Source organism: Clostridium sp. CTA-1, from assembly GCF_054768215.1.
This window is the reverse complement of record NZ_BAAAAP010000020.1, coordinates 18,781-45,005: the sequence shown is the minus strand read 5'-3', so window position 1 is coordinate 45,005 and position 26,225 is coordinate 18,781. Positions and strand designations below refer to the sequence as shown.

The following is a 26,225-nucleotide window of genomic DNA, read 5'->3' as shown; positions in this document are numbered from 1 at the left end:
CCTCCATACAAATAATTTATTATTACTATTATTTGCCTTGCAGGGGTATTTTATACTATTATAAAAAGAGACTAAAATACTAGCTTCTTCTTTATTATATATTATTTACTTTCTCTTCTTCATTAATATTATAATTTTATTATAATTAAATTTATTTTATAAAATTATACCTTTTATATTTATACCTTGTACATTCAAACAGTTCAGACATAAATTTAAAGAGAAGTATCTCAAAATACATACAATTTTGAAATACCCCTCTTTTTAAGTTTATTGTTATCATCTATACCATATACATATTTTTTAATCAAATAAATGACAAGCTACAAAATGATCCTTTTCTATTTCTTTAAGTTTTGGTTTTTCTTTTTTACAAATTTCCTTTGCATATTTACATCTTGCTGCAAATTTACATCCCGGTTTAGGATTTATAGGACTTGGAACTTCTCCATGAAGCATAATTCTTTCTCTACCTCTTCCTACTCTAGGATCTGGAACAGGTATAGCAGACAATAAGGCTTGCGTATAGGGATGAAGTGGCTTTTCATATAATTCTTGGCTATTAGACAACTCTACCACATTCCCCAGATACATTACCCCTACTCTGTCAGATATATGCCTTACCATAGAAAGATCATGAGCTATAAACAAATAAGTAAGTCCTAACTTATTTTGAAGGTCTATAAGCAAGTTTACGACCTGTGCTTGTATAGATACATCCAAAGCTGATATAGGTTCATCGCACACTATAAACTTAGGTTCTATAGCTAAAGCTCTTGCTATTCCAATTCGCTGTCTTTGTCCACCTGAAAATTCATGTGGAAATCTAGAGGCATGTTCTTTATTTAATCCAACTAAACTCAACAGTTCATATATTTTATCTAGCCTTTCTCTTCCCGTATAAATTTCATGAATATCTATACCTTCGCCTATTATATCCGCAACTGTCATTCTTGGATTTAATGAAGCATAGGGATCTTGGAAAATTACTTGTGCTTCTTTAGTAAACTCTCTTTTTTCTTTCTTACTTAATTTGTGAATGTTTACGCCTTCAAATCTAACTTCTCCCTCCGTAGCTTCATATAAACCTAATATAGTTCTTCCACAAGTAGTTTTACCACAGCCTGATTCTCCAACAAGCCCTAAGGTTTCTCCCTTTCTTATATCAAAACTTACCCCATCTACAGCTTTTAAAATAGCACCCTTCCCAACTTTAAAATGTTTTTTTAAATTTCTAACCTCTATTAAGTTTTCATTCCCCATTATTTTTCACCTCCAGATAAAAAAGAGCTATAAACTTTAGGTGACATAGGATCCTGTAACCAGCAAGAAACTTCATGAGTTTCTGTTAGATTTGTTACTTCTGGCATCTGTTCTTTACATATTTTCATACAATGTTCACATCTTGATGCAAAAGGACATCCTTTTGGTGGTTTAATTAAATCTGGAGGAGTTCCTTCTAAGGAGTAAAGCTCTCCCTTATGCTTTGTATCCAATCTTGGTACTGATTCAAGTAATGCCCAAGTATAGGGATGCTTTGGCTCATAAAATATTTCATCTGTAATTCCTCTTTCTATAATTTGCCCTGCATACATAACCTGTATCCTATGAGCTGTATCCGCAACCACCCCTAGATCATGAGTTATCATTATAACTGCTGTATTTAATTTTTTTTGCAAATCTCCTATAAGATTCATTATCTGAGCTTGAATAGTTACATCTAATGCTGTAGTGGGCTCATCTGCTATGAGTATTTTAGGATTACAAGCTAGTGCTATAGCTATCATAGCTCTTTGTCTCATTCCACCTGAAAATTCATGGGGATATTGATTAGCCCTTTTTTCAGCATTAGGTATATTAACTAACTTCAATATATTAACGGCTTCTTTGAAAGCTTCTGATTTATTCATACCTCTATGAATAATTAAACTTTCAGCTATTTGTTTTCCAACTTTCATTGTAGGATTAAGAGATGTCATAGGATCTTGAAATATCATACTTACATCAGCCCCCCTTAACTCTCTCAATTCCTGTTCCTTCATATTTAATATATTTTTATCATTAAAAATTATTTCTGATCCTTCTTTAATTTCTCCTGGTGGTTCTTGTATTAATCTCATTATAGCCTTAGCTGTTACAGTTTTCCCACAGCCTGACTCTCCAACTATAGCAAGGGTTTCTCCTTTGTTAAGATGAAAGTTTATATTTCTAACAGATTGTACTTCACCTGCATAGGTATGATAAGAGACTCTTAAATTTCTTACCTCTAATATTCTTTCCATCATATCCCCCTCCTTTATTGACGCATCTTAGGATCAAGAGCATCCCTTAATCCATCACCTAGCAAATTAAATGATAGCATAGTCAAACTTATAAATAAAGCAGGGAAAAACAGTTGATAAGGGTAGAACATTAGGTTTGGTTGCGCCGCTGATGCCAAAGATCCCCAACTAGTATTTGGTGATTGTATACCTAGTCCTATATAGCTTAAAAAAGCTTCTCCAAATATAAATGATGGAACATCTAAAGTAATGTTAACAATTAATATACCCATAGTATTTGGTAGTAAATGTTTCTTTATTATTCTTGAAGGTTTAGCACCTAAAGCTTGAGCTGCTAACACATACTCTTGTTCTCTTATTTGTAGAATTTGTCCTCTTATTATTCTAGCCATACCGCACCAACCAGTTATAGTCATTGCTATTACTAAAGATATAACCCCTTTTCCTAATATAAGAGAAATTATAATAACAACTATTAAATAGGGAACACTTAACAATATCTCTACTATTCTCATCATTATATCATCAACCATTCCACCAAAATAACCGGATATTCCACCATATATAACTCCAATTGTCATTTCTATAATAGTTCCTAAAATTCCTATTATTATAGAAACTCTTCCACCCTTCCATACTCTAGCAAATATATCCCTACCTAACATATCTGTTCCAAACCAATGATCAGAATTAGGTTTCATATTTACAATATTAGAATCTGTAGCCCAATATTTATATGGGGTTAAATAGGGTCCTATTATTGTCATTAAAGCTATTAATATAAGTAATATCAATGACCCTATGGCCACCTTGTTTTGCTTTAGTCTTCTCCAAGCATCCTGCCAGTAAGTTATATTAGGTCTATTTATTTCATTAGATGCATTTTTGTCTATTCCTATTATTTCAAATTTATCTTTACTTATTTCAGCCATTTTTTCTCCCCCCTTATCATTTTGAGTTTGTAATCCTAATTCTTGGATCTATAATTCCATATAATATGTCTACAATTAATAAAGAGAATATATAAAGGGCAGCCATAAATACAGTAAGCCCCATAATCATAGAATAATCCATATTATTTACAGCTCCTACAAAAGAACTGCCTAATCCTGGTATACCATATATACCTTCAATAACAAAGGATCCCGTTAATATACTTGCTATTTGAGGTCCTAATATAGTTATGCTAGGCAAAATAGCATTTCTTATTATATGTTTCCAAACTAAAGAAACCTTTGATACACCCTTTGCTTTTGCTGTCAATATATAATCCTGTCCTAGAACATCTAAACATTCATTCCTCATATATCTTGCATATATAGCTAAAGGACTTAAACTTAAAGCTATAGTTGGCAGTATAGTATACTTTGCACCACCCCAACCAGTAGTTGGCAATATCATAAATTTAACTGTAAATATATATTGAAGTAGTGCTGCAAAAACGAAACTTGGTATAGAAACACCAATTAAAGCTAAAAACATCACTATATAATCTGGCCATTTGTTCCTTTTAAAGGCTGCCACAACCCCTAATATTATTCCTAATGCAAACCCTAAGAATACTGCTTGAATACCTATTCGTGCTGATGCTGGCAATCCATCTTTTATAACTGTATTTACACTTCTTCCTGCAAAAGCTAAAGAATCTCCTAAATCACCTTTTAATAAATTTTTCATATAAACTGCGTATTGCGTTGTTAATGGTTTATCTAATCCATATTTAGCATAATAATTAGCTCTTATTTGTGGTGGTAATCTTTTAGCACTAGATGCTAATGGATCTCCGGGTATAGTATGCATTAATACAAAGGTTATAGTTATTACTATCCATAAAGTAAGCAGCATATATCCTAATCTTTTTAAGATATACTTAAACATCTTTACCCCTCCCCAATATATTTTTATGTAACTTATAACAGCAGAGCCATTAAAAGGCTCTGCTGCATAAAATCATACTATTGCTCCCTACCTTCCGTATAGGCATATTTAACATCATATAAAGAACCGAATTGTGGAACCATTATTCCCTTTACATATTTTCTTTGATAAATATTTCTAGCTCTATAAACTGCTGGTGCTATTACAGCATCTTCATATAATAATATTTGTTCAGCTTCTTTAAATAGTTTCATTCTTTCTTCATTCTTTTCTTCTGGTAGCAATGCAGCTTTTTTAATTAATTCATCATATTTCGTATTTGAGTAATTTGTTGGAAGCGCTTTGGCCCCAGTCATCCACAAATCAAATTCTGTCATAGGATCATCATAATCTCCTGTCCAAGCCATACCAGATATTTCATATTCCGCATTATTTATTCTCTTCATGTATACTGGCCATTGAACATATTCTATATTTACTTTAACCCCTAAAGCTTTTTGATACATCTCTTGGAAAAATTCGCAAATTTCTTTTTGTTGATCACTTGTAGAGCCTGTTAAATAGTTTACTGTTACTTTACTTGGATCCGAATCCATTCCTAATTCTTTTAATCCTTCAATTAAAAGTTTCTTTGGATCTTTATTTTCTTCTTTTAATTTCTTAATTGGTTCTTCTCCTACTTCTTTCCTAAATTCTTTATCTCCTATCTGTAATGAAGGTGGCACAAACCCATAGGCTGGTGTAAAATCATTTTTAAATAAAGTTTTTGAAACCTCTTCTCTATTAACTGCTAAAGAAAAAGCTTTTCTTACTTTAGCATTACTGAACAATTTAACCTTTTGATTAAAGAATTCAATATTCGTTGCTGGTTCAATAACTTTTTTCACTTCAAATTTATCAGCTTTTTTGAACTTTTCTTTCCACTCTGGCTTTTGAACATTACTGAAATCTATTCCTCCATTTAGGAGCTCTTGCATTCTAGCAGATTCATTATTTATAATTTTCATATGAACATTATTTAGTTTGACAGATTTAGCATCCCAATATTTTTCATTTTTAACTAATTCCATTTTGTTTGCATGTACCCATTCCTTTATGGTAAAGGGTCCACAGAATACCATATTAGAAGCTTCTGTGCCAAATTTTTCTCCATATTTTTCAACTATATCCTGTCTTTGTGGCATCATTAATTTAAAATATGTTATCTTTAAGAAATATGCACAAGGTCCAGCTAAATTTATTTCTAAAGTTTTATCATCTAAAGCTTTTACTCCAACTTCTTCAGCTTTTGCTTTCCCTGCATTATATTCGTTCGCATTTTTTATTGGAGCTAATAAGTAAGCATACTCTGATGCAGTTTTAGGATCTAAGTTTCTTTTTATACCATATTCATAATCCTTTGCAGTAACTTTCTTTCCATCAGACCACTCATAATCTCTTAAATGGAAAGTCCATTTTAATCCATCCTCAGATACATCCCATTTTTCTGCTCCTGCTGGCTTAACTACATCTTTACCTTTTTCATCTACTTCCAATCTTGTTAATCCATCATAAACCTCAGAAATAACCTGTGAAGAATACAAGTCTGTTGATTTAGCTGGGTCTAAACTTTTAGGTTCTTCCTGCAAAATCATATTTAGATATTGTTCTTTGTCTGCACCTTTACCTCCCGCTGCATTTTCCTTTCCTCCACAGCCAGCCAGCGCTACTGAAGCCAAAACAATACAAGATACTACAGCTGCTAATAACCTTTTACTTTTCACTAAACTTCCCCCTTTTAGCTTATTTTATAAAAAACAAGTGAAAATTCACTTATTTCCAATATTTTTTTGATGCCACTCTATTTTTGATATATTTTCTTTTATTTTTATACAATATGCAAGTGAACACTTATTGATGACACTTTTTTGTAATTTTTAAAAAATTGAATGTTAATTTACATTCAAATCATACTATCCTAGTTTATTTTTATGTGAACTTATTAAATATTTGTAATAGTTCTTTATTTAAGCCATTTATATCTGTTTAATATTTTTAGAATTTTAAATAAATTGAAAGTTATTTTTCTTTTTTTATTTATTTTGCACTGTTAAATTTAAATATAAAAAATAAATAAACCGATATCTTTTTATTTATTTTTATATAACAAAAAGCCTATATATTTTTTATCTAATCAGTTATATAATATTATTAACTACAATAAATTACATGATTATTTATTATTAATTTGGGAGGTATATGTTATGAATTACAATGTAGCAGTAGTAGGAGCTACTGGAATGGTAGGAAGAAAATTTATAGAGATTTTAGAGAGTAGAAACTTTCCTATAGAAAACATCTACTTTTTTGCTTCTAAAAGGTCTGCAGGTAAAACTTTAGAGTTTAAAGCTTCTGAAATATTGGTAGAGGAATTAAAAGAAGATAATATAAAAAATAAAAAAATAGATTTCGCATTATTTTCTGCTGGTGGAGATATAAGTAAAGAATTTGCACCTGTTTTTGTTAAATATGGTGCTACAGTAATTGACAACAGCAGTGCTTGGAGAATGAACCCGGAAGTTCCTTTAGTTGTTCCTGAAGTGAATGCTGAAGATATAAAATGGAATAACGGTATAATTGCAAATCCAAATTGTTCAACTATACAAGCTTTAGTGGCTTTAAAGCCTCTTCATGATAAATATAAAATCAAAAGAATAGTATATTCAACTTATCAAGCTGTATCCGGTGCTGGTTTAAGTGGTTTTAATGATCTTAAAAATGGTTATACAGGAGAGCCACCAAAAAAATTTACTTATGCTATTGCAGGAAATATATTGCCACATATAGATGTATTCTTAGAAAACGGATATACAAAAGAAGAAATGAAAATGATTGATGAAACTAAAAAAATGCTTCATGATGACAGTCTAAAAATAACAGCAACTACAGCTAGAGTACCTGTATTCCATGGGCATAGTGAAAGTATAAATGTGGAGCTTGAAAAACCTTTTGAATTAGAAGATATATTTGAAATTTACAAGAATGCTGAAGGTATAGTACTTAAAGATGATGTAGATAACTTAGTTTATCCTATGCCTGTTGATGTAGCTGGTCATGATGAAGTTTATGTAGGAAGAATAAGAAGAGACTTTAGTCTAGATAATGGCTTAAATTTATGGGTAGTAGCAGATAATATTAGAAAAGGTGCTGCACTTAACGCAATTCAAATAGCTGAGCATATAATAAAAAGTAAATAAGTAAACTTTAGGAGGTATTTTTATGAGTATTTTTAAAGGTTCTGGAGTAGCTATAATAACTCCTTTTACTAACACAGGAGTAGATTTTGACAAGCTTTCTGAACTAATAGAATGGCATATAAAATCGAAAACTGATGCTATAATAGTTTGCGGAACTACTGGTGAGGCAACTACAATGACAGAAACTGAAAGAAAAGAAACTATAAAGTTTGTAATAGATAAAGTAAATAAAAGAGTTCCTGTTATAGCTGGTACTGGTAGTAATAATACTGCCGCCTCCATCGCTATGAGTAAATGGGCAGAAAGTATAGGAGTAGATGGATTGTTAGTAATAACTCCATATTATAATAAAACAACACAAAAAGGCTTAGTTAAGCATTTTAAAGCCGTTTCTGATGCTGTTAGCACTCCTATAATTATATATAATGTTCCTGGGAGAACAGGACTTAATATAACCCCTGGTACTTTAAAAGAGTTATGCGAAGATAAAAACATAGTAGCTGTAAAAGAAGCTAGTGGAAATATAAGTCAAATAGCTCAAATTAAAGCTTTATGTGGTGACAAATTAGATATATATTCTGGAAACGATGATCAAATAATTCCTATATTAGCTCTTGGAGGAATAGGTGTTATCTCTGTATTAGCTAATGTAATTCCAGAGGATGTTCATAATATGTGTGAATTATATTTAAACGGTAAGGTTAATGAAGCTTTAAAAATTCAATTAGATTCTTTAGCTCTTACTAATGCTTTATTTATAGAAACAAATCCTATACCAGTAAAAACAGCAATGAATCTTATGAACATGAAGGTAGGAGATCTAAGACTTCCTTTATGTGAAATGAATGAAAATAATTTAGAAGTATTAAAAAAAGAATTAAAAGCTTATAATTTAATGTAATATAATATAAAGTGTAGAGTTTATCTCTACACTTTACTGTTAAAATATCTAATAAAAAATTTAGCTTATCCGATGACTAGCCGCTCTAATACTCCCATCGCACTCTGTGAAAGCGATTCGCACCAAATCGAAGATTTGGACTCTCTGCTTTTCTTCAAAGTGGGAGTAAAGAGCGATTACGTCCCTGGATAACGATTTCTAAGCTCCAGTGGGAGTAAAAACTCCCTCTAAAGCTAAGAACTCTGTTTATATAATAATTTTAGAGGAGGACTTTCAATGGTAAGAGTTATATTAAATGGTTCTAATGGGAAAATGGGCAAGGTTATATGTAATTTAGCAGAAAATTATTCTAATTTAGAAATTGTGGCAGGCATAGATAAAGGTGAAGCAACTTCTACTTTCCCCGTTTTTACTGATATAGATAAATGTAATATAGAAGCTGATGTTATACTAGATTTTTCAAGACCTGACGCATTAAATGGTTTGCTAAACTTTGCTACTTCAAAAAATATGCCTATAATAATATGCACCACAGGCTTTTCCGAGGACCAAATAAAACTTATAGAAGAAACTTCAAAAAAAATACCTGTTTTCAGATCTGCTAATATGTCTATAGGTATTAATATAGTCAACAATATATTAAAAAATATAAGTGCTTTTATGTATAAAAACTTTGATATAGAAATAATAGAGAAACATCATAACCAAAAAGTAGATGCTCCCAGTGGAACTGCTATTCTTCTAGGGGATACTATAAGGGATTCCATAAAAGAAGATACTAAATATACTTATGGAAGAGAAGGTAGTTCAAAGAGAACTCATGATGAAATAGGTATGCATGCTATAAGAGGTGGCACTATAGTAGGTGAACATGATGTTATATTTGCTGGAGCTGGAGAAACTATAGAAATCAAGCATACAGCTTTATCTAGAGAAGTATTTGCTGTAGGCGCATTAAACGCTTGTTTATTTATGAGTGGTAAGGAAGCTGGATTATATAACATGAATAACGTAATACAAGCAGCTCTATAATAACATCTTTTAAAGGTATTAAAACAATAAATAATTTTAGTGAAAATATATATCTAGAAAAATAATTAGAATACTTTATTTGTGAACTAATATTTAAGCGTAAAGTAAACAGGACGTTTACTTAGCTCTGTTGCCACAGGACGTGGCATTAGAGCGTTAGCTTAAATATTAGAGAACAAATATTAGTATTCTTTATTTTTATAGCTATATATTGAACAAAAGTATTTATTGCTTTAATTCTCAACCTTTAAAGAATGTTAAGCCATTTTTCCATTCTGTTTAAAGCTTCATTTAATTCTTCCATGCTATAGGCATAAGATATCCTAATATGTCCTTCTCCCATTTCTCCAAATGCTGAGCCAGGAACTATAGCTACCTTAGCTTCCTTTAAGAGCCTTTCACAGAATTCTTCGCTAGTCATATTATATTTTTTTATGGAAGGAAATATATAAAAAGCACCCTTTGGAAGATAGGTATCTATACCCATATACTTTAATCTATCATATACAAAATCCCTTCTTTTTATAAATTCTTCTTTCATATAAGCTACATCTTCCATACAGTATTTTAATCCTGCATAGGCTCCCCACTGACATATAGAAGGCGCACAAGATACATTATATTGATGAACCTTTATTATGGAATTTATGAATTCATCCTTAGCACAAACATATCCTATTCTAAGACCAGTCATTGAAAACATCTTTGAAAATCCACTAACCAATATAACCTTATCTTTTATATCTTCATACTGAGCTATAGAATAATATTTATCCTCAAAACATAAGGAGCTGTATATTTCATCACTTATTACTATAATATTATTTTCTTTTATTATTTTATATAATTTATAATTATCTTCTTTAGAAAGTATAGCCCCTGTGGGATTAGATGGATAAGATAACACCATAACTTTAGGTTTTTCCTTTTGTAATATATTTTCTAAATTTGAAAAATCTACAGAAAAATCATTTTTCAATTTATAACTTAATATTTCTCCTCCTAGTAGTTTTACACAGCTTTCATAAGCTGGATATGCAGGTGACGGTATTAAAACTTTGTCTCCTTCATTTAATAATGTAGAAAACACACACATTAATCCCTCGCTGCCACCTACAGTTACACATATTTCTTCTGCATTATAATTAATATCCATAATTTTAAGATATTTTTCTATTTCTAATCTCAAATCTCTTAATCCTGCATTAGATGTATAGGTAGTTTTATCCTCTTCTATTGCATTTACTAATTCCTTTTTTATTCTGCTTGGCACTTTAAAATCTGGTTGACCTAAGGTTAATGAAATAACATCTTTATAATTTGAAACCTTATTAAAAAATCTTCTTATTCCAGAAATCTCAATTCTTTGAACCTTTTTAGAGATAACTTCTTGAGTTTTCATATAATCCATTAAAGTATTACCCTGTTACGGAAATTCAACAAACCATAACTTTTCCTTTCTTTTTATATTTTTTACTATTTTAAAACCAATATATTTTATTAAATCTCAATAATAATTTACAAGATTTAATTCCATATATTCTTAATAATTTTTCTTCTAATATTTCTACTTATTATACTATAATTTTACTATTATTTTCATATATATTAAATACCCCCTTTATTTAAACATTAATATTTATTATAATAGTGTTATTATAAAATAAGGAGGAAAGATAATGAGTTACAATTTAACAGATCCATATGAAATAGCTAAATACATAAAAGAAGCTAAAAAATCAACTCCTATCAAGGCCTACATAGAAGGAGATCTTTCAAACTGTGATTTTACAAACATAGAAAAATTTAATAGTGGTGATTTATATATATTATTTGGTGAATCAGAAGAAATATTAGTTCTTATAGAAAAAAATAAGAATAAAATAAAAAATTGTAGAATAGAACAAGATAGAAGAAAATCTGCAATCCCTCTACTTGATATGCTTAAAGTAAATGCTAGAATAGAACCTGGTGCCACAATAAGAGATAAAGTTATAATAGGCGAAAACGCTGTTATTATGATGGGTGCCGTTATAAATATAGGTGCTGAAATCGGCGAAGGAACTATGGTAGATATGAACGCCGTAGTTGGTGCTAGAGGAAAGCTTGGTAAAAATGTACATTTAGGTGCTGGTGCTGTAGTTGCTGGTGTTTTAGAACCACCTAGCAGTGACCCTTGCACTATTGAAGATAATGTTCTTATAGGAGCAAATGCTGTTATATTAGAAGGCGTAAAAATTGGTAAAGGTTCTGTAGTAGCTGCAGGTTCTATAGTTACTACTGATGTACCAGAAAATGTAGTAGTTGCTGGTGCTCCGGCTAAAATAATAAAAGAAGTAGATGTAAAGACTAAAGATAAAACTAAACTTTTAGATGATTTAAGAAAATAGATTTATAATATCTAATTTTTAAAACTATCTTTTATATTTAAACCATTCTTCTATTAATTCATTTAAAATTACTTGAAAATAGTATGTACAACTTTAAAAGTTGTACATACTATTTTTTATGCATGCTTTTCTTTTATATTGTCCATAAAATTCTTTTCTTCATAATTTTCTTCATAGCTTTCTTCATAACCATTATTATCTGCTTGTTCATCTCCTACTCTCTCCATCTTTGATATAGAAACCTCATAAGCTACTTTAGTAATGGTTTTATCCTCTGAAATTCTCTTTTGATAATATCTACTTTGTAATCTTCCCCAAACTCTTATATTATCTCCTACTTGTAAAGTTTTACAGAATCTAGCATTTCTTCCCCAAGATATATTAGGGATATAGTCTGACTTGTTATAAGGTCTATTTACTGCTAACAATAAATCAGCAATTTCCCTACCGAAGGGAGTTGTCCTATATACAGGTTCCTTACATATATATCCATCTAAAAATATTTCATTAGGATTCTTACTTCTTTCAATACAATATTCTATGTTTCTAGCAAATACAGTTAATATAAGTCTATTACTGCCATCTACAAATTTATTATAAGATCTTAGCTGGCCTTCTACTATAATGTCCATACCTACTTTTAGTTCCATATCTGCTAACAATCTTTCAGATACAGTTATATTTAATATATCTGATACATCGCTTAATCTTGAAACTTCCATTTTAAAATTATAAAATCCTTCTCCGTACATTTCGTGACTGAATTCTAAGTCCTCAACCACCGTTCCCTCTAAATAAATTTTATTGTTTAACATTAAATTGTCCATCATAACCCCTCTTTCCCTTAGTTTCAATTCATTCATACAACATATATTTATTATTTATATATCTAAAATATGCCATAAAGTTAAAATTTATTTATAGAATTAATTATTTTACTCTTTATATTAGAAATATGTACCCCTTGTATTAAAGCAATAGTTATAATAACCATATAAGCATAAAGATAATTTTCATCTTCATAATAAATGTTTAATGGTATCTCTTGTGGTTCTATTATATTTTCATTATATATGCTTATATATCTTTGAATACAATAAACAATTCCTATATTTTCTTGTTCCAAACTAGATAAAGTAATAGTGTTTTTATTTCCTAATCCATAGGTTATAACAACACCTTTTATATCCACATTTTTATTTTTAAACAAATCCATATTTATAAAACAATATTCACAATCTATTCCATCATATTCAAAATTAATATCTCTATTTATTACTATGTATTCACTATTTGCTAAAGTATTTTCCCTTGAACAATCTAAATCTAAATCTAATATTTTTATCATATTATAAATATGCCCTACAAAATTTTCATCCTCTGAATATATACATATTTTTTTCATTTTACACACCCCTGAAGAAAATAACTATTTTTAGTTATTTTCTTCAGTTTACAATATTTTATTCCCCTGTAATTTTATTATTGATTTATCATAATATTATATCTTTTGTGTGTTAATCACCCTCTTTAGTAAAAATATTACACCTATACTACATTTTCTATATTTTTTTAAATATTCCTTCATTTTATAATTTAAACTTTAATTCTTTTTTTGTACTCCTGCTGAATCTATATAATAATTTTCTTTATATATTAAATCTCCTACTTTAACAAATTCAAATCCATTTCCTTTTAATTCCTTAATTATTCTTGGTAAATTGTCTGGGGTATATTTAGCTGTGTTATGGAAAAGCAATATGGAACCAGGTTTAGTCTTTTTTATAATTCTTTCATATTCTAAGTCAGCTCCTTCCTCTTTCCAATCGATGCTATCTACATCCCATTGCACAGAATATAATCCCATTTCATTTACTGTATCTATCGCTTCAGCATTATACTCTCCTGATGGAAATCTAAATAATTTAGTACCTTCTCCAGTTATTTTTCTTATACTAGCATCATTAATATTAATATCTTTTATTATTTTTTCTTTAGATATTCTACTCATATTAGGATGACTATGCGAATGATTTCCTATTTCATGTCCTTTATCATGAATTTCTTTTACTTTTTCTGGTTTTTGCTCTATCCAATCCCCCACTAAAAAAAAGGTAGCCTTAACATCATTTTTATCTAAAATATCTAATATTTTATCTATATATTCGTCCCCTCTGCTGACATCAAAAGTTAAAGATATTTTATTTTCTTTTGTATCAACTCTATATATAGGCACCTTCTTCTTAACATTTAATGAAACATTTTGACCTCCACCATTAATAAAAAAAGACATACTTATAGCTAAAACTAAGAGTAGTAAAGAAAATACCATCCTCTTTTTAAATTTATCTTTCATTTTATTCCTCCAAACTAAATATTTCTTCATGTTTATTTATATAAAATATATTTTTTTATATGCATTAAATAATTATTTTTTATTCATTAAAGTAATTTACACTTAATTTTTATGATATAATTATATATAAATTATTTTAACTAAACTTTGGGGAGGAAATTTGATGTTTGATGATGCTTTAGAATTAGCTGAAAATAAATTGCTGATTCTTTATGTATTTAATAGATTAGACCTTTCTATCTCTAATAATAAAATAACCGAAATTATATTAGAAAATAATCTAATTAATTATTTTACTTTACAGCAATATCTATCCGAACTTACATCTTCTGGCTTTATTAGAAATACAGATCAACATAAAATAATAATTACAGAAAAAGGTAACCGTGTTCTCTCAATGTTTATAGATAGAATTAGTGAAGATAAAATTGAATCTATAAATAATTATTTAGACTCTAAATTAAATTCGATAAAAAAAGAAGTTAATATCATGGCTGATTATACCTTAGAAAACAAAGATACCTTCTTAGTAAGGTTAAAAGCCACTGAAAATAACTTCTTATTAATGGATATAAAGTTATCTGTAAATTCAAATAAAGAAGCAAAAGAAATCTGTTCTAAGTGGAAAGAAAATTCTAGTGCGATGTATTTACAAATATTAAACATTTTAAAATCAACAAATGACAATTGATATTATAATACTAAAATACCTGTAGGTTCTCCACCTATAGGTATAGATTTTTTATTGTTAGTTCTAATATTTATCTTTAAAAATAAATTTTTATAATTATCTCCCACATAAATATTATCTTTTATTTTACACACTCCTCGAGGCATACCACCAACAATTATATCTTTTACTTTTTCATAGTAATTTATATCAATCAAACTAATAGTACCATCACCAAAATTAGAAACTATACATAACTTCTCATCAACACACATATCAACTGGTGAATTTCCTACAGGAATTCTATATAAAAGTTTATAATTTTTTCTAGATATTATACTTATACTTCCTTTATAATCAGAACCTAAATTGCTTTCACATACTAATATATATTTACCATCCACTGTGAAAACAGCCTTTGTTGGATAAGATCCAACTCTTATATTTTTTACTCTATTTTCTCCTTTACAATCTATTAATGTTATACTATCTGTTCCCATATTTGATATCATTAATATTTCTTTCTGTTTATCAATAACTATGCTATGTGGTAAATCTCCACAAGGTATTTGTTTTAAAATTTTCTTTTTAACCATATCAAATACAGTTACATTGTTTAGATCACCACAAATAACATAGGCTTTATCTCCATATGCAACTACATCGTTACAATGCATTCCTATAAAATAATTTTCTACTTCTCTTCCTAATTTTCCATCTACTACAGAAAGAGAATTACTATAACTATTAGCTACTAGCAATTTATCATTATATGCACATATACCATGAGGCCCTATTCTAGTGGATGCTTCATTATTTAGGGTTATTTTGTTTTCTTCTTTAAAATTATCTATAGAAACTTTGGAAATACAATCTGTAGATGTATTGCATACATAAACATACCTCATTTTATCACCCCTCGCTCTATAATATAATATGTGAAAAATAACTAATTTGGTGATAAATCTTTTATGTTGAGCAATAAAGTTTTATATTATATAATAATATTTGTATTATTTAACATTGCAATGGAAAGGAGCTATAAATATGCACACTTATTCACCTACTGGAGTCTGTTCAAGAGAAATAACTTTTGATATAATCCAAAATAAAGTTGTAAAGGTTAACTTTCTTGGAGGATGTGATGGTAATCTTAAAGGATTATCTAGTTTAATAGAAGGAATGGATGTTGATGACGCTATAAAAAGATTACAAGGTATAACTTGTGGTTCTAAAAATACTTCCTGTCCAGATCAATTATCCAAAGCACTACAAGAAGCTAAAAAAATAAAATAAGGAAAGTGTATCACACTTTCCTTATTTTATTAATTTTCTCATATCTCCTACCATGTATAGTGACCCACAAATTAAAATCATATCTCCCTCTTCATAATAAGATTTTCCTTTATTATAGCATTCTTTATAGTCCTCTAAATATTCACAATTGTTATTATATTTTAACGCAATGTGCATTAATTCCTTTGAACTTTCCCCTCTATCATTATGGGGAGTTACTGTTAATACTCTATCTGCTAGCGGTACTAATGTTTTTATCATATCTTCTACTTGTTTATCTTTTAATATGCCTAATATTAAAATAAGCTTATTATATTTAAAATATTTATTCACATTATTTTTTAAACCTTCTATGCCCTCCATATTATGGGCTCCGTCTATTACTGTTAGAGGATTTTTATTTACTATTTCTAGTCTAGCTGGCCATTTCACTTTTTTAAGGGCTGATATTATATATATTTTTTCTATTTTTATCCCTAATTTTATTAACTTTTCTATGGCTAATATAACTACAATACAATTTTTTATTTGATGTTCTCCTAATAAGGATAAGCATATATTATAAGTATCTTCTTTAGTTTTTAATTTAAAGCTTTGCTGGCCTATATTTTTTTGTATAATTTCTCTCTTTACATTTATTAAATTATCTTCTACTTTTATAAGCTCAGATTTTTTTTCTTTACATACTTTTTCTATAATTTTTTCTGATTCTTTCTTTTGTGGATATATTATAACAGGAGCTTTTTTTATTATTCCTGCTTTTTCATAAGCTATTTTTTCTAAAGTTTCACCTAAAATGTTCATATGATCATAACTTATAGAGGTTATAATACTTAAGATAGGTTCTAACACATTAGTGGAATCTAGTCTTCCTCCTAACCCCACTTCTATCACCGCAAAATCCACTTTTTTTAAACAAAAATAGTAAAACATAGCAACGGTTATAATTTCAAATTCTGTAGGATTTCCATATCCCATATTCTCTACCTTTTCTACCACATTAGCCACCTTAGTTATAATATGGCTTAAATCATCTTTAGGTATATTATAGTTATTTATTTGAATTCTTTCTTCAAATTCCTCTATGTAAGGGGATGTGTACATTCCAACTTTATAACCGGACTCTTTTAATACTGCAGAAATCATTGCCGTAGTAGATCCTTTTCCATTTGTACCTGCTATATGTATGCATCTTAACCTCTTATGAGGGTTTTCCAATAGTTCTAAGAGCTTTTCTGTTCTTTCTAATCCTAAGTTACTACCAAACTTAGCTTTTGATTGTATATACTCTCTAGCTTCTTTATAATCCATATATAATCACTTCCTATGTATATCTTTTACACAAATCATAACTTTTTTGTTACTTTTATATTATTTCTATTTAGCCCTAAAAAATTTAACATATACTTTGTATTTTTATATAATAAATACAGGAAAGCTACAAATTATCTTCCCTGTATTTATGGTATTTCTACTATTTTATATTATATTTATAACTTAATACAAAACTTATTAATAAAGTATAAAAATATTAATATAATTAGTTTAAATTAAATCCTATTTTAATGATTCTAAACTTTCAAGTACAGATTTAAGCATTGCTTTATACTTTTCACCCTTTTCTTTTTCTTCATTAACTACAGCTTCTGGTGCTTTAGATACAAATTTTTCATTAGATAATTTTTTTTCTACTCTATCTATTTCTTTTTCTAGTTTTTCTTTTTCCTTATTTAGTCTTTCTAATTCTTTTTCTATATCTACTAATTCTAATAACGGTATAAATATTTCTGCTCCTCTTGTAACTACAGATACATTTTTATCTGATGTTTCTTTATCTTCTAAGAAGCTAACTTCTGAAGCTGAAGCTAGTTTTTGGAAATAAACTTCTCCCTCTTTAAAAGATCCTTCTGCTTTATTTTCTGTTAAGTAAATCATTAATTTAGCTTTTCTAGAAGGTGGAACATTCATTTCTGTTCTAACATTTCTTATAGATTTTATAGCTTCTATAATATATTCCATATCTTTTTCTGATTTTTCATCCTTTAGGCTTTCCTTATATTGTGGCCATTTTGATATAACTATTGATTCATATTCTGTATATAAATGAGTATATATTTCTTCTGTTATAAATGGCATTATAGGATGCAATAATTGTAGTGAAGTTTCTAATACTTTATGAAGTACATTGAAAGCTATTCCTTTTGCTTCTTCATTTTCTCCATATAATACTGGTTTTACAAGTTCTATATACCAATCACAGAATTCTCCCCATATAAAGTCATAAATCTTTTGAGAAGCTATTCCAAGTTCAAATTTTTCTATATTTTCTGTAACCTCTTTAACTACCGTATTTAATCTTGATAATATCCATTTATCAGCTATAGTATAGTTTTTATTATCTTTATATTTATTCATTAAATCCTTATCTAAGTTCATAAGAACAAATCTAGATGCATTCCATATTTTATTAGCGAAGTTTCTAGCAGCTTCTACTCTTTCAGGATAATATCTTATATCATTTCCTGGAGCATTTCCTGTTACTAGTGCAAATCTTAGTGCATCTGCGCCATATTCCTCTATTACTTCTATTGGATCTACACCATTTCCTAATGACTTAGACATTTTTCTTCCTTCTGAATCTCTAACTATGCCATGTATTAATACTGTATCAAATGGAATATCATCCATACAATAAAGTCCTGAGAATACCATTCTAGCTACCCAGAAGAATATAATATCATATCCTGTTACTAATGTATTGTTTGGATAAAAATATTTTAAATCTGGTGTTTTATCCGGCCAACCTAAAGTTGAGAAAGGCCATAGGGCTGAACTAAACCAAGTATCTAAAACATCATTATCTTGCTGTAATTTTTCACTATTACATTTTGGGCATTTTGTTGGTTCTTCAACTGCTACAATAACTTCACCACAATCTTTACAATACCAAACAGGAATTCTATGACCCCACCATAATTGTCTTGATATACACCAATCTTGAATATTTTCCATCCAGTTAAAATAGGTTTTATCAAATCTTTCCGGTACAAATTTAACCTTTTTTTCTTTTACTACTTCTATAGCTGGTTTTGCAAGTGGTTCCATCTTTACAAACCATTGTTTGGAAATTATAGGTTCTATTACTGTATTACATCTATCATGACAACTTACATTATGATTATGCTCTTTTATTTTTACTAAAAAACCTTCATTTTTTAAGTCTTCTACTATAGCTTTTCTAGCTTCATATCTATCCATTCCATGATATCTAGTTTCTTCATAATTAATTCTTCCATCATCAAACATCACATTGATTTGTGGTAAGTTATGTCTTTTTCCTACTTGATAATCATTAGGATCATGAGCTGGAGTTATTTTAACTGCTCCTGTACCAAATTCCATGTCTACATAATCATCAGCAACTATAGGAATTTCTCTATTAACTAATGGTAACATAAGAGTTTTTCCTACTAAATGAGCATATCTTTCATCCTTTGGATTAACAGCTACTGCTGTATCTCCAAGCATTGTTTCTGGTCTTGTAGTAGCTATCTCTAAATATTCATCACTACCTACTACTGGATATTTTACGTGCCAAAAATGTCCCTCATGTTCACTATATTCTATTTCTGCATCTGATAAGGCTGTTTTACATTTTGGACACCAGTTTGTTATTCTATTTCCCTGATAAATTAAGCCCTCATTATACAATTTTACAAAGAAATGCTTTACTGCTTTATCTAGCTGTTCGTCCATAGTGAATCTTTCTCTTGTAAAATCTAAAGAGCAACCTAATTTTTTAATTTGATTTCTTATTTTGCCTCTATATTCATCTGTCCATTCCCATACTTTTTCAAGGAAAGCTTCTCTTCCTATTTCTTTTTTTACTATACCTTCTTTTAATAATTCATTTTCAACTTTAACTTCTGTAGCAATACTGGCATGATCTTGTCCTGGTAACCATAGAGTACTAAAGCCCTGCATTCTTTTTGTTCTCATTAATATATCTTGTAATGTGTCATCTAAAGCATGACCTAAATGAAGTTTTCCTGTTATATTTGGTGGTGGTAATACTATAGTATATGGTGTTTTATTTTCATCCACCTCTGGTGTAAAATATGATTTTTCTTCCCAATTTTTATAAAGTCTTTCTTCAAACTCTTTAGGATCATAAGTTTTTGCCATTTCTCTTGTTTCTGACATTTAAATTCCTCCTCTTATAGTTATATATTTTTATATCTTGCCATTATATATTCATCAGCATATCTACCATTTTTAATAGCAGCATACTTTTTTGTTCCTTCAATTTTAAATCCAAATTTCTCATATAGCTTTATAGCTTTTTCGTTATCAGTAAATACTCCTAATTCTATTCTAACTAACATAAGCCAGTTATCTGCTAAATCAAGAATTTCACTCATAAGCTTTTTTCCTATGCCAGTTCCTTGGTAAGCTTTATGAACCATCATTCCTAGTGATGCTGTATGTCTTGTTCTAGGATTGCTATTTACATTTAAACCAATGACTCCAACAATCTTCTTTTCATCCTCTTCTTTTATTTCTGCAACAAGTAGATGATCATTATTGTCTAAACTTTGTATAAATCCCTTAGATTGTTCAAATCTTTCACTAATCCTGCCTAAAATATTTTCTCGAACTCCAAGCATACATCTCATTTCATTTATGTCTTTATAGTCCTCAAAACTTACAGCTCTAATAATCACAGTCATACACTTACCCCCTTTTTTATATTCTTATCTTAATCTATATTTTTACAACATTAACTAAAAAAATAAAAAGAGGCCTTTCATCCATAAAAGGACGAAAAACCTCGCGTTACCACCTTTTTTCCTGCAAAATTACAGGCTCTTGTATATTTAACGAATAAGAAATCCGTCTTTACTTACTAAACTCAGTAAAGAAGCTCCAAAGCTACCTTCAAGATAAACTGTGTATAGAAAACCTTTCAGCCTTTGGGTTTCCCTCTCTTAATACTTTTTTATCTCTACTCCTCTTTTTCAAAGCTTTATTTTATAATTTAATTTTATATAAATAATCATTTCATTCATTATATAACTGTTACCAATATAATGTCAATAACCTAATTTATATTTAACATAATTTAATTATATTACATATTATAAATAGATAAAACATTTAATATACGGTAAATATTAAAAATTAAAATTTTATAATTTTTTTATCATTCCTATAATATCGTTATAAAACCCTTCCCTTTTATTAATGTTACCTATAATGTTTCCATCCTTTAAGAATATTACTTTTTTACAATAACTAGCAATCTCAGCATCATGGGTTACAAGTATTATTGTTTTCTTCATATCTTTATTAATATTCATCAAACTATCTATTACAATCTGTGCAGATTTAGAATCTAAATTACCCGTTGGCTCATCTGCCAATATTAAATCTGGTTCATTAATCAACGCTCTACATATGGCTACTCGCTGTTTTTCTCCCCCAGATAATTCGTAAGTATTTTTATTTAACAAATGACTAATTTCAAAATGCTTGGCCAGTCTTTCCGTTGCACTTAATATTTTGTTTGTCTCTTCTCCCTCTAGAATCATTGGAAGCATAATATTTTCTTTCACAGTAAGGCTATCCATCAAATAGAAATCCTGAAACACAAAACCAATTTCTTTCCTTCGAATATCTGCAACTTCATCTTTATTAAACTGCCTTGTACTCCTCCCTTTGAAAATAATCTCACCAGATGTAGGTTTATCAATAAATCCAAGTAGTTTCATTAAGGTTGTCTTTCCACAACCGGACTTCCCCATAATCGCAATAAAATCTCCTTCTTCAACAATCAAATCTAGTCCTTTTATTACCTTTATCTCGGTCCCATCATTCAGATTACTTCCATTTAATTTATAATTACGAACCAAATTGTTTGTTTCTATCACTGCCATAATCATTCCTCCCTATTTCCAAGACAAATCATAACTCTACTTATTATAAATGCTACAATTAAATTTATAATAGTATAAACTCCTATAATCCATATTTCATATTGCCAAAATTCCTGTTGTTCTATCTTTGTGAAATAACGAACCTTTAAAGTAATAAAAATATATAAAATGCTCGCTACTATTGCCAATACCAATGGCATAATTGTCATAACATTATTTTCAAATGCCAAAATTTTTCTATCCAATCTTTCCCTCATACCTAAATATTTAAACTGCTTCATTCTATATCGTATGTCTGGCAACTCTGAAACCATCTTTACAATGAAAACATATAATATGCTAATCAACAGTAATATCATTACGAATAGATATTCCAACAATTTTAACATATGAGCTAATAAGATATTGTTTTGTAAAACTTTTTTTCCATATACAGGCTGAATAAGTGAATCGTATTCACTATATTGTATGTGATATTTTGCATAATCTGAAAATTTCACAGCTGCTTCTTCCCCTTTGTCTTTGTTTATATTAAACAATGCCAATATATTCGGCCCATCACCAGTAGAATATATTGATTTAAAATATTCATCAGAAAAAACAACAATATTCTCCTGCATTCCTCCCACCAGGTTTCCAACAATAATTCTACGTTCTTGTCCTATAACCTTATAATCTGAATCAAAAACTTTATCTCTATTTTCAGGAAAATAAGGCTCTGGCATTCCAAATCTCATTCTCGGACTACCACTTAATACTGAAAAATCTAGCAAATGCGCCTTTTCTGATTTATCCTGTTGAAAAGAAATATAAATTTCTTTGTTTTGCAGTCCTAATTTTCTCCCAGTCAATTGATTGTAACTACTCTCTGAAATACCTATATTCTGCCCCTGAAAACTTATATTCATTGTACTTCCACTATTTTTTTCACTTGCACTGGCAACTGTGACTCGTACCATCGGAAGTATTAGGCTCTTCTCAGAAAGTTTTTTCTGGAATTCTTTAAAAGTTTCTTGATCCTCTTTTTCTCCTAGACACACATAATCATAAGGAAACAACGCCTGTACTCTATCAAGAGGAAGCATTCGTGATATCCTTACAGAGAAATATCCCATTAATAAAAAATGAAGAATGTATATCATAAAAAAATTACTTCTATGTGTCTTAAATCTACTATAAAACTGCTGTAAAAATGGAAGTCTTTTATAATATCCATTTCCCTTCTTTCTATAACTTTTTAAAATCCATGCTCCTCCTGCACTAATGATCATATAACATCCAACCAGAAACATAATAATAAGATAAATAGACTCTGTCCATACGCGCTTAGAAAATGCATAGCTGGAAAACAACATCAATATTATTGCTACAACACATTTAATTTCTAACCATCTATTTGGCATTTTCTCTTTTGATACAGGTATCTGGCGTGAAGATCCTAATTCCATTTCAACATAAATTTCGTGATTTATAATAGTTGAAACTAAAAATAATAAAATAATATAAAAGCACGCCATGAAATAAGTTTTAATACTAGGAAGTTCTATTGAAATACACGTTGGATATATAGAATGTATAACACTCTGAAATCCAATTGTCAAAAGACTACCGATGAGAATTCCAATCAATAATCCTACTACTAAACTTCCTGTATACTCAGTTGCAATAAAAAATCGTAAAACCCTATATCGCATTCCTAAAGTAATCATTAAATTATAATCTTTGATTCTACTTTTTACATACATTTTTAAAGAAAGTGCTAATAAGAAAATAGATATAATCCCTATTAAAATAATTGCATCCCATAATAAGACTGATAATTCATCTCCTACTACTGGAACATTCCCTTTTTGTAAATCAAAAAACATCTCATAAACTGCAATAGTAGTAAATAAAAATGCACTGGAAATAATAGCTCCTGTAACTAACAGTATAGAATTTCTCATGTTACTTTTATAAATTTTCCAAAGAATCTTTTTAAGATATGGATTCTTTTTAATACGTTTCATATATTTAGCATCTTCTCTTTGCTTTTCCTTTTCTGCTACTCTTTCATTTTGCTCTTCTAACTTTTGCACTTTCTCGTTTTGCTTAAAATCCTGAAATGATTCATACACTCTAGGTGACACATATGCAATGAAAACAAGAACCATTCTAAGCCATACCCATATAGCAAATTCACTATTTTCTCCTATTCCACATAATAGAAGAGAAACAATTCCTATCACCATAGTCAGTAAACTTAAATATAAAATAACCCCCTCATACCTATCAGTGTTATTTCTTATAAGCAAAATCATATGTATTAAATACTGTATTGGTGTAACAAGCAATAAAACTGCTGGAACTTGAGTTGGTATTACAGGATTCATCGTTTTAACATTCCCCGCCAACAATTGGAATATGGTATAACTTTGTCCCCCATTTGTGATAACAGGTAAGAAAGAAATTAGTATAATAGAAATAGCAAATAATATTTGCATCTTTGGCTTTTTCATAATATTCATCCCCCAAAACATCATAAAGCTCTATTCTCTATTACTTTTTATCCATAAAACTTTTCTAGACACTCTTTCATAACATCCATATATTCCCTATAACAATCGAATATTACAATATTGTACATTGTTTTTAACATACCATTATTTTTGTATTTTCTCAAGTAATTCCATCAAAATATTCATAAAGTTCTATAAAAGTATTCTTCTGTATCTCTAAATCTCAGCGCTAATATATTTTACATATTTTTTGAATCAAATTTATTATATTTTTTTATTTATTAATTCTTAAATAATAAAAAAACATAGAAAATTGAAATCATATAAAAGTATTTAACATAATTAATAATAATCTCATATTATAGACTGATATAAAATTTATCTTGGAGGATATTATGAAAAATAAAAAAATTACTATAATTTCTTTAATCACAGTCTTAGTTTTCTCACTAAGTTTATTAGCTGGCTGCAATAATAAAAAAGAAGAAACTGAAAAATTAACAAAAGTAAGATTAAATGAAGTAGTTCGTTCTGTTTTCTATGCTCCTATGTACGTAGCTATAAACGAAGGTATTTTCAAAGAAGAAGGTATGGAAATAGAGCTTTCCACTGGACAAGGTGCTGATAAAACTATGCAGCAAGTTTTAAGTAAGAGCGCAGATATAGGACTTTGTGGTCCAGAACAGATAATTTATATTTATAATCAAAAAAGAGAAGACTACCCTATATTATTTGCTCAATTAACTCAATCTGATGGTTCTTTCTTAGTAGGAAAAAATAAAGAAGATAACTTTAAGTGGGAATCTTTAAAGGGTAAAAAAATAATAGGTGGAAGACCTGGTGGTATGCCTGAAATGTCTTTAGAATATGTATTAAAAAATCACGGTATAAATCCTAAATCAGATGTAGAACTTATTACAAATTTAGCTTTTACAGCTACTGCTGGTGCTTTTAAATCAGGAACTTCCGATTATGTAGCTTTATTTGAACCTACTGCCAGTATGCTTCAAAAAGAAAATGCAGGGCATATAGTAGCATCTATAGGTGAATCTGCTGGAAATATACCTTATACTTGTTATTTCAGTACAAAATCTTATATGGAAAAAAACCCAGAAACAATTCAAAAGTTCACAAATGCTATATACAAGTCACAAAAATGGATAGATAAACATACTGAAGAGGAAATAGCAAAGTCTATAATTTCCTTCTTCCCTGGTGCTAAAGAAGACATACTTGTAAATGTTATAAAAAACTATAAAAAAATAAACTCCTTTGCAAGCACTCCTACTTTAAAAGAAGAGAATTTAAATAAATTAATGGATATAATCCAAAGTTATGATAAAGAATTGATTCCTGAAAGACCTGAATTTAATAAAATAGTAAATACTAAATTTAGTAAAGAAGCTGAAAAAAACATTAAATAATAATATAAAGAGTATCTAATAAATATTTTCCTATAATATATTAAGATAATATATTTATATTAAAAAGAGGGTATCTCAAAATAAAAATAGCCTTAATTTTAATATAGTAAATATAAATAATACATGTAAATGAGCTTTAGTAGTTCTTAATTTGACGGAATTAAAAATTTTTGTAATTCCTCACAGGACGTGAGGAGCCAGTAGTGAAGCCAAGGATGGCGTCTCTACTGGGTAAAAAATTTTTAATGGAGTCAAATTTAGAACTTCTTAGCAAAATGAATTGCTTTATGAATGTATTATTTATATTTACGGTTTTAAAATTAAGG

General features: G+C 28.9%; 22 protein-coding genes and 1 other annotated feature. Of the genes, 7 read left to right on the top strand and 15 right to left on the bottom strand.

The window, feature by feature from the left end; translation table 11 throughout:
* Positions 1-303 precede the first annotated feature (303 nt).
* The 5 genes from ACYUEW_RS14535 to ACYUEW_RS14515 all read right to left on the bottom strand — a co-directional run bounded on the left by ACYUEW_RS14535 (position 304) and on the right by ACYUEW_RS14515 (position 5,923).
* Positions 304-1,263 carry an ABC transporter ATP-binding protein gene (locus ACYUEW_RS14535; protein ID WP_265203942.1) on the bottom strand — a complete coding sequence of 320 codons (960 nt, stop codon included), beginning with the start codon at positions 1,261-1,263 and terminating at the stop codon, positions 304-306.
* A complete protein-coding gene (locus ACYUEW_RS14530; RefSeq protein ID WP_265203941.1) occupies positions 1,263-2,282 on the bottom strand; it encodes an ABC transporter ATP-binding protein in 1,020 nt (339 codons plus the stop codon). The genes ACYUEW_RS14535 and ACYUEW_RS14530 overlap by 1 nt, the downstream gene beginning before the upstream one ends.
* Positions 2,283-2,296: 14 nt before the next feature.
* Positions 2,297-3,214 (bottom strand): ABC transporter permease, encoded by a 918-nt coding sequence (locus tag ACYUEW_RS14525; protein WP_003483518.1) that lies wholly within the window; start codon positions 3,212-3,214, stop codon positions 2,297-2,299.
* A gap of 16 nt (positions 3,215-3,230) precedes the next feature.
* Positions 3,231-4,160, bottom strand: a complete 930-nt coding sequence (locus ACYUEW_RS14520) for an ABC transporter permease (RefSeq protein WP_003483517.1) — start codon at positions 4,158-4,160, stop codon at positions 3,231-3,233.
* A gap of 77 nt (positions 4,161-4,237) precedes the next feature.
* Positions 4,238-5,923 (bottom strand): peptide ABC transporter substrate-binding protein, encoded by a 1,686-nt coding sequence (locus tag ACYUEW_RS14515; RefSeq protein ID WP_003483516.1) that lies wholly within the window; start codon positions 5,921-5,923, stop codon positions 4,238-4,240.
* A gap of 480 nt (positions 5,924-6,403) precedes the next feature.
* Here ACYUEW_RS14515 and ACYUEW_RS14510 point away from each other — a divergent pair, with 480 nt between their 5' ends.
* The 3 genes from ACYUEW_RS14510 to dapB all read left to right on the top strand — a co-directional run bounded on the left by ACYUEW_RS14510 (position 6,404) and on the right by dapB (position 9,329).
* Positions 6,404-7,396, top strand: coding sequence for an aspartate-semialdehyde dehydrogenase (locus tag ACYUEW_RS14510; protein WP_003483515.1), 993 nt, complete (start codon positions 6,404-6,406; stop codon positions 7,394-7,396).
* A gap of 22 nt (positions 7,397-7,418) precedes the next feature.
* Positions 7,419-8,297 carry a 4-hydroxy-tetrahydrodipicolinate synthase gene (gene dapA, locus ACYUEW_RS14505; RefSeq protein ID WP_163200792.1) on the top strand — a complete coding sequence of 293 codons (879 nt, stop codon included), beginning with the start codon at positions 7,419-7,421 and terminating at the stop codon, positions 8,295-8,297.
* Between the two features lie 276 nt (positions 8,298-8,573).
* Entirely contained in the window at positions 8,574-9,329 is a 756-nt protein-coding gene (gene dapB, locus ACYUEW_RS14500; protein ID WP_003483513.1) for a 4-hydroxy-tetrahydrodipicolinate reductase, read from the top strand.
* A gap of 247 nt (positions 9,330-9,576) precedes the next feature.
* Here dapB and ACYUEW_RS14495 read toward each other — a convergent pair whose 3' ends face one another.
* The gene (locus ACYUEW_RS14495) at positions 9,577-10,740 is read right to left on the bottom strand and encodes a pyridoxal phosphate-dependent aminotransferase (protein WP_003483511.1); all 1,164 of its coding nucleotides are present in this window, start codon (positions 10,738-10,740) and stop codon (positions 9,577-9,579) included.
* A 268-nt stretch (positions 10,741-11,008) separates the two neighbouring features.
* Here ACYUEW_RS14495 and dapD point away from each other — a divergent pair, with 268 nt between their 5' ends.
* Positions 11,009-11,719 (top strand): 2,3,4,5-tetrahydropyridine-2,6-dicarboxylate N-acetyltransferase, encoded by a 711-nt coding sequence (dapD, locus tag ACYUEW_RS14490; protein WP_003483509.1) that lies wholly within the window; start codon positions 11,009-11,011, stop codon positions 11,717-11,719.
* A 116-nt stretch (positions 11,720-11,835) separates the two neighbouring features.
* Here dapD and ACYUEW_RS14485 read toward each other — a convergent pair whose 3' ends face one another.
* The 3 genes from ACYUEW_RS14485 to pdaB form a co-directional block, all read right to left on the bottom strand.
* Positions 11,836-12,549, bottom strand: coding sequence for a single-stranded DNA-binding protein (locus ACYUEW_RS14485; RefSeq protein WP_080333646.1), 714 nt, complete (start codon positions 12,547-12,549; stop codon positions 11,836-11,838).
* A gap of 77 nt (positions 12,550-12,626) precedes the next feature.
* The gene (locus ACYUEW_RS14480) at positions 12,627-13,124 is read right to left on the bottom strand and encodes a hypothetical protein (protein ID WP_043032468.1); all 498 of its coding nucleotides are present in this window, start codon (positions 13,122-13,124) and stop codon (positions 12,627-12,629) included.
* Positions 13,125-13,322: 198 nt separating this feature from the next.
* On the bottom strand, positions 13,323-14,075 hold the full coding sequence (pdaB, locus tag ACYUEW_RS14475; RefSeq protein WP_042384286.1) for a polysaccharide deacetylase family sporulation protein PdaB: 753 nt from the start codon (positions 14,073-14,075) through the stop codon (positions 13,323-13,325).
* 163 nt (positions 14,076-14,238) lie between these two features.
* On the opposite strand from pdaB, the gene ACYUEW_RS14470 reads away from it, so the two are divergent.
* Positions 14,239-14,766: a DUF4364 family protein gene (locus tag ACYUEW_RS14470; protein ID WP_003483501.1), complete on the top strand. Its 528-nt coding sequence runs from the start codon at positions 14,239-14,241 to the stop codon at positions 14,764-14,766.
* Positions 14,767-14,768: 2 nt separating this feature from the next.
* Here the strand turns inward: ACYUEW_RS14470 and ACYUEW_RS14465 are convergent, their stop codons facing one another.
* Positions 14,769-15,653 (bottom strand): YncE family protein, encoded by an 885-nt coding sequence (locus ACYUEW_RS14465; protein WP_003483499.1) that lies wholly within the window; start codon positions 15,651-15,653, stop codon positions 14,769-14,771.
* Between the two features lie 139 nt (positions 15,654-15,792).
* Here ACYUEW_RS14465 and ACYUEW_RS14460 point away from each other — a divergent pair, with 139 nt between their 5' ends.
* Entirely contained in the window at positions 15,793-16,041 is a 249-nt protein-coding gene (locus ACYUEW_RS14460; protein ID WP_042384283.1) for a TIGR03905 family TSCPD domain-containing protein, read from the top strand.
* 21 nt (positions 16,042-16,062) lie between these two features.
* Here ACYUEW_RS14460 and ACYUEW_RS14455 read toward each other — a convergent pair whose 3' ends face one another.
* From ACYUEW_RS14455 to ACYUEW_RS14435, 5 genes are all read right to left on the bottom strand, one after another.
* On the bottom strand, positions 16,063-17,352 hold the full coding sequence (locus tag ACYUEW_RS14455; RefSeq protein WP_045516349.1) for a bifunctional folylpolyglutamate synthase/dihydrofolate synthase: 1,290 nt from the start codon (positions 17,350-17,352) through the stop codon (positions 16,063-16,065).
* Positions 17,353-17,598: 246 nt separating this feature from the next.
* The gene (locus tag ACYUEW_RS14450; protein WP_085333926.1) at positions 17,599-20,244 is read right to left on the bottom strand and encodes a valine--tRNA ligase; all 2,646 of its coding nucleotides are present in this window, start codon (positions 20,242-20,244) and stop codon (positions 17,599-17,601) included.
* 20 nt (positions 20,245-20,264) lie between these two features.
* Positions 20,265-20,771: a GNAT family N-acetyltransferase gene (locus ACYUEW_RS14445; RefSeq protein ID WP_085333925.1), complete on the bottom strand. Its 507-nt coding sequence runs from the start codon at positions 20,769-20,771 to the stop codon at positions 20,265-20,267.
* Between the two features lie 84 nt (positions 20,772-20,855).
* Positions 20,856-21,072 (bottom strand) — a binding site (T-box leader).
* A 158-nt stretch (positions 21,073-21,230) separates the two neighbouring features.
* A complete protein-coding gene (locus ACYUEW_RS14440) occupies positions 21,231-21,977 on the bottom strand; it encodes an ABC transporter ATP-binding protein (RefSeq protein ID WP_042384280.1) in 747 nt (248 codons plus the stop codon).
* A 2-nt stretch (positions 21,978-21,979) separates the two neighbouring features.
* Positions 21,980-24,475 (bottom strand): ABC transporter permease, encoded by a 2,496-nt coding sequence (locus ACYUEW_RS14435; protein ID WP_460277033.1) that lies wholly within the window; start codon positions 24,473-24,475, stop codon positions 21,980-21,982.
* A gap of 395 nt (positions 24,476-24,870) precedes the next feature.
* Here ACYUEW_RS14435 and ACYUEW_RS14430 point away from each other — a divergent pair, with 395 nt between their 5' ends.
* Entirely contained in the window at positions 24,871-25,899 is a 1,029-nt protein-coding gene (locus ACYUEW_RS14430; protein ID WP_460277031.1) for an ABC transporter substrate-binding protein, read from the top strand.
* The last annotated feature ends 326 nt before the right edge of the window (positions 25,900-26,225 follow it).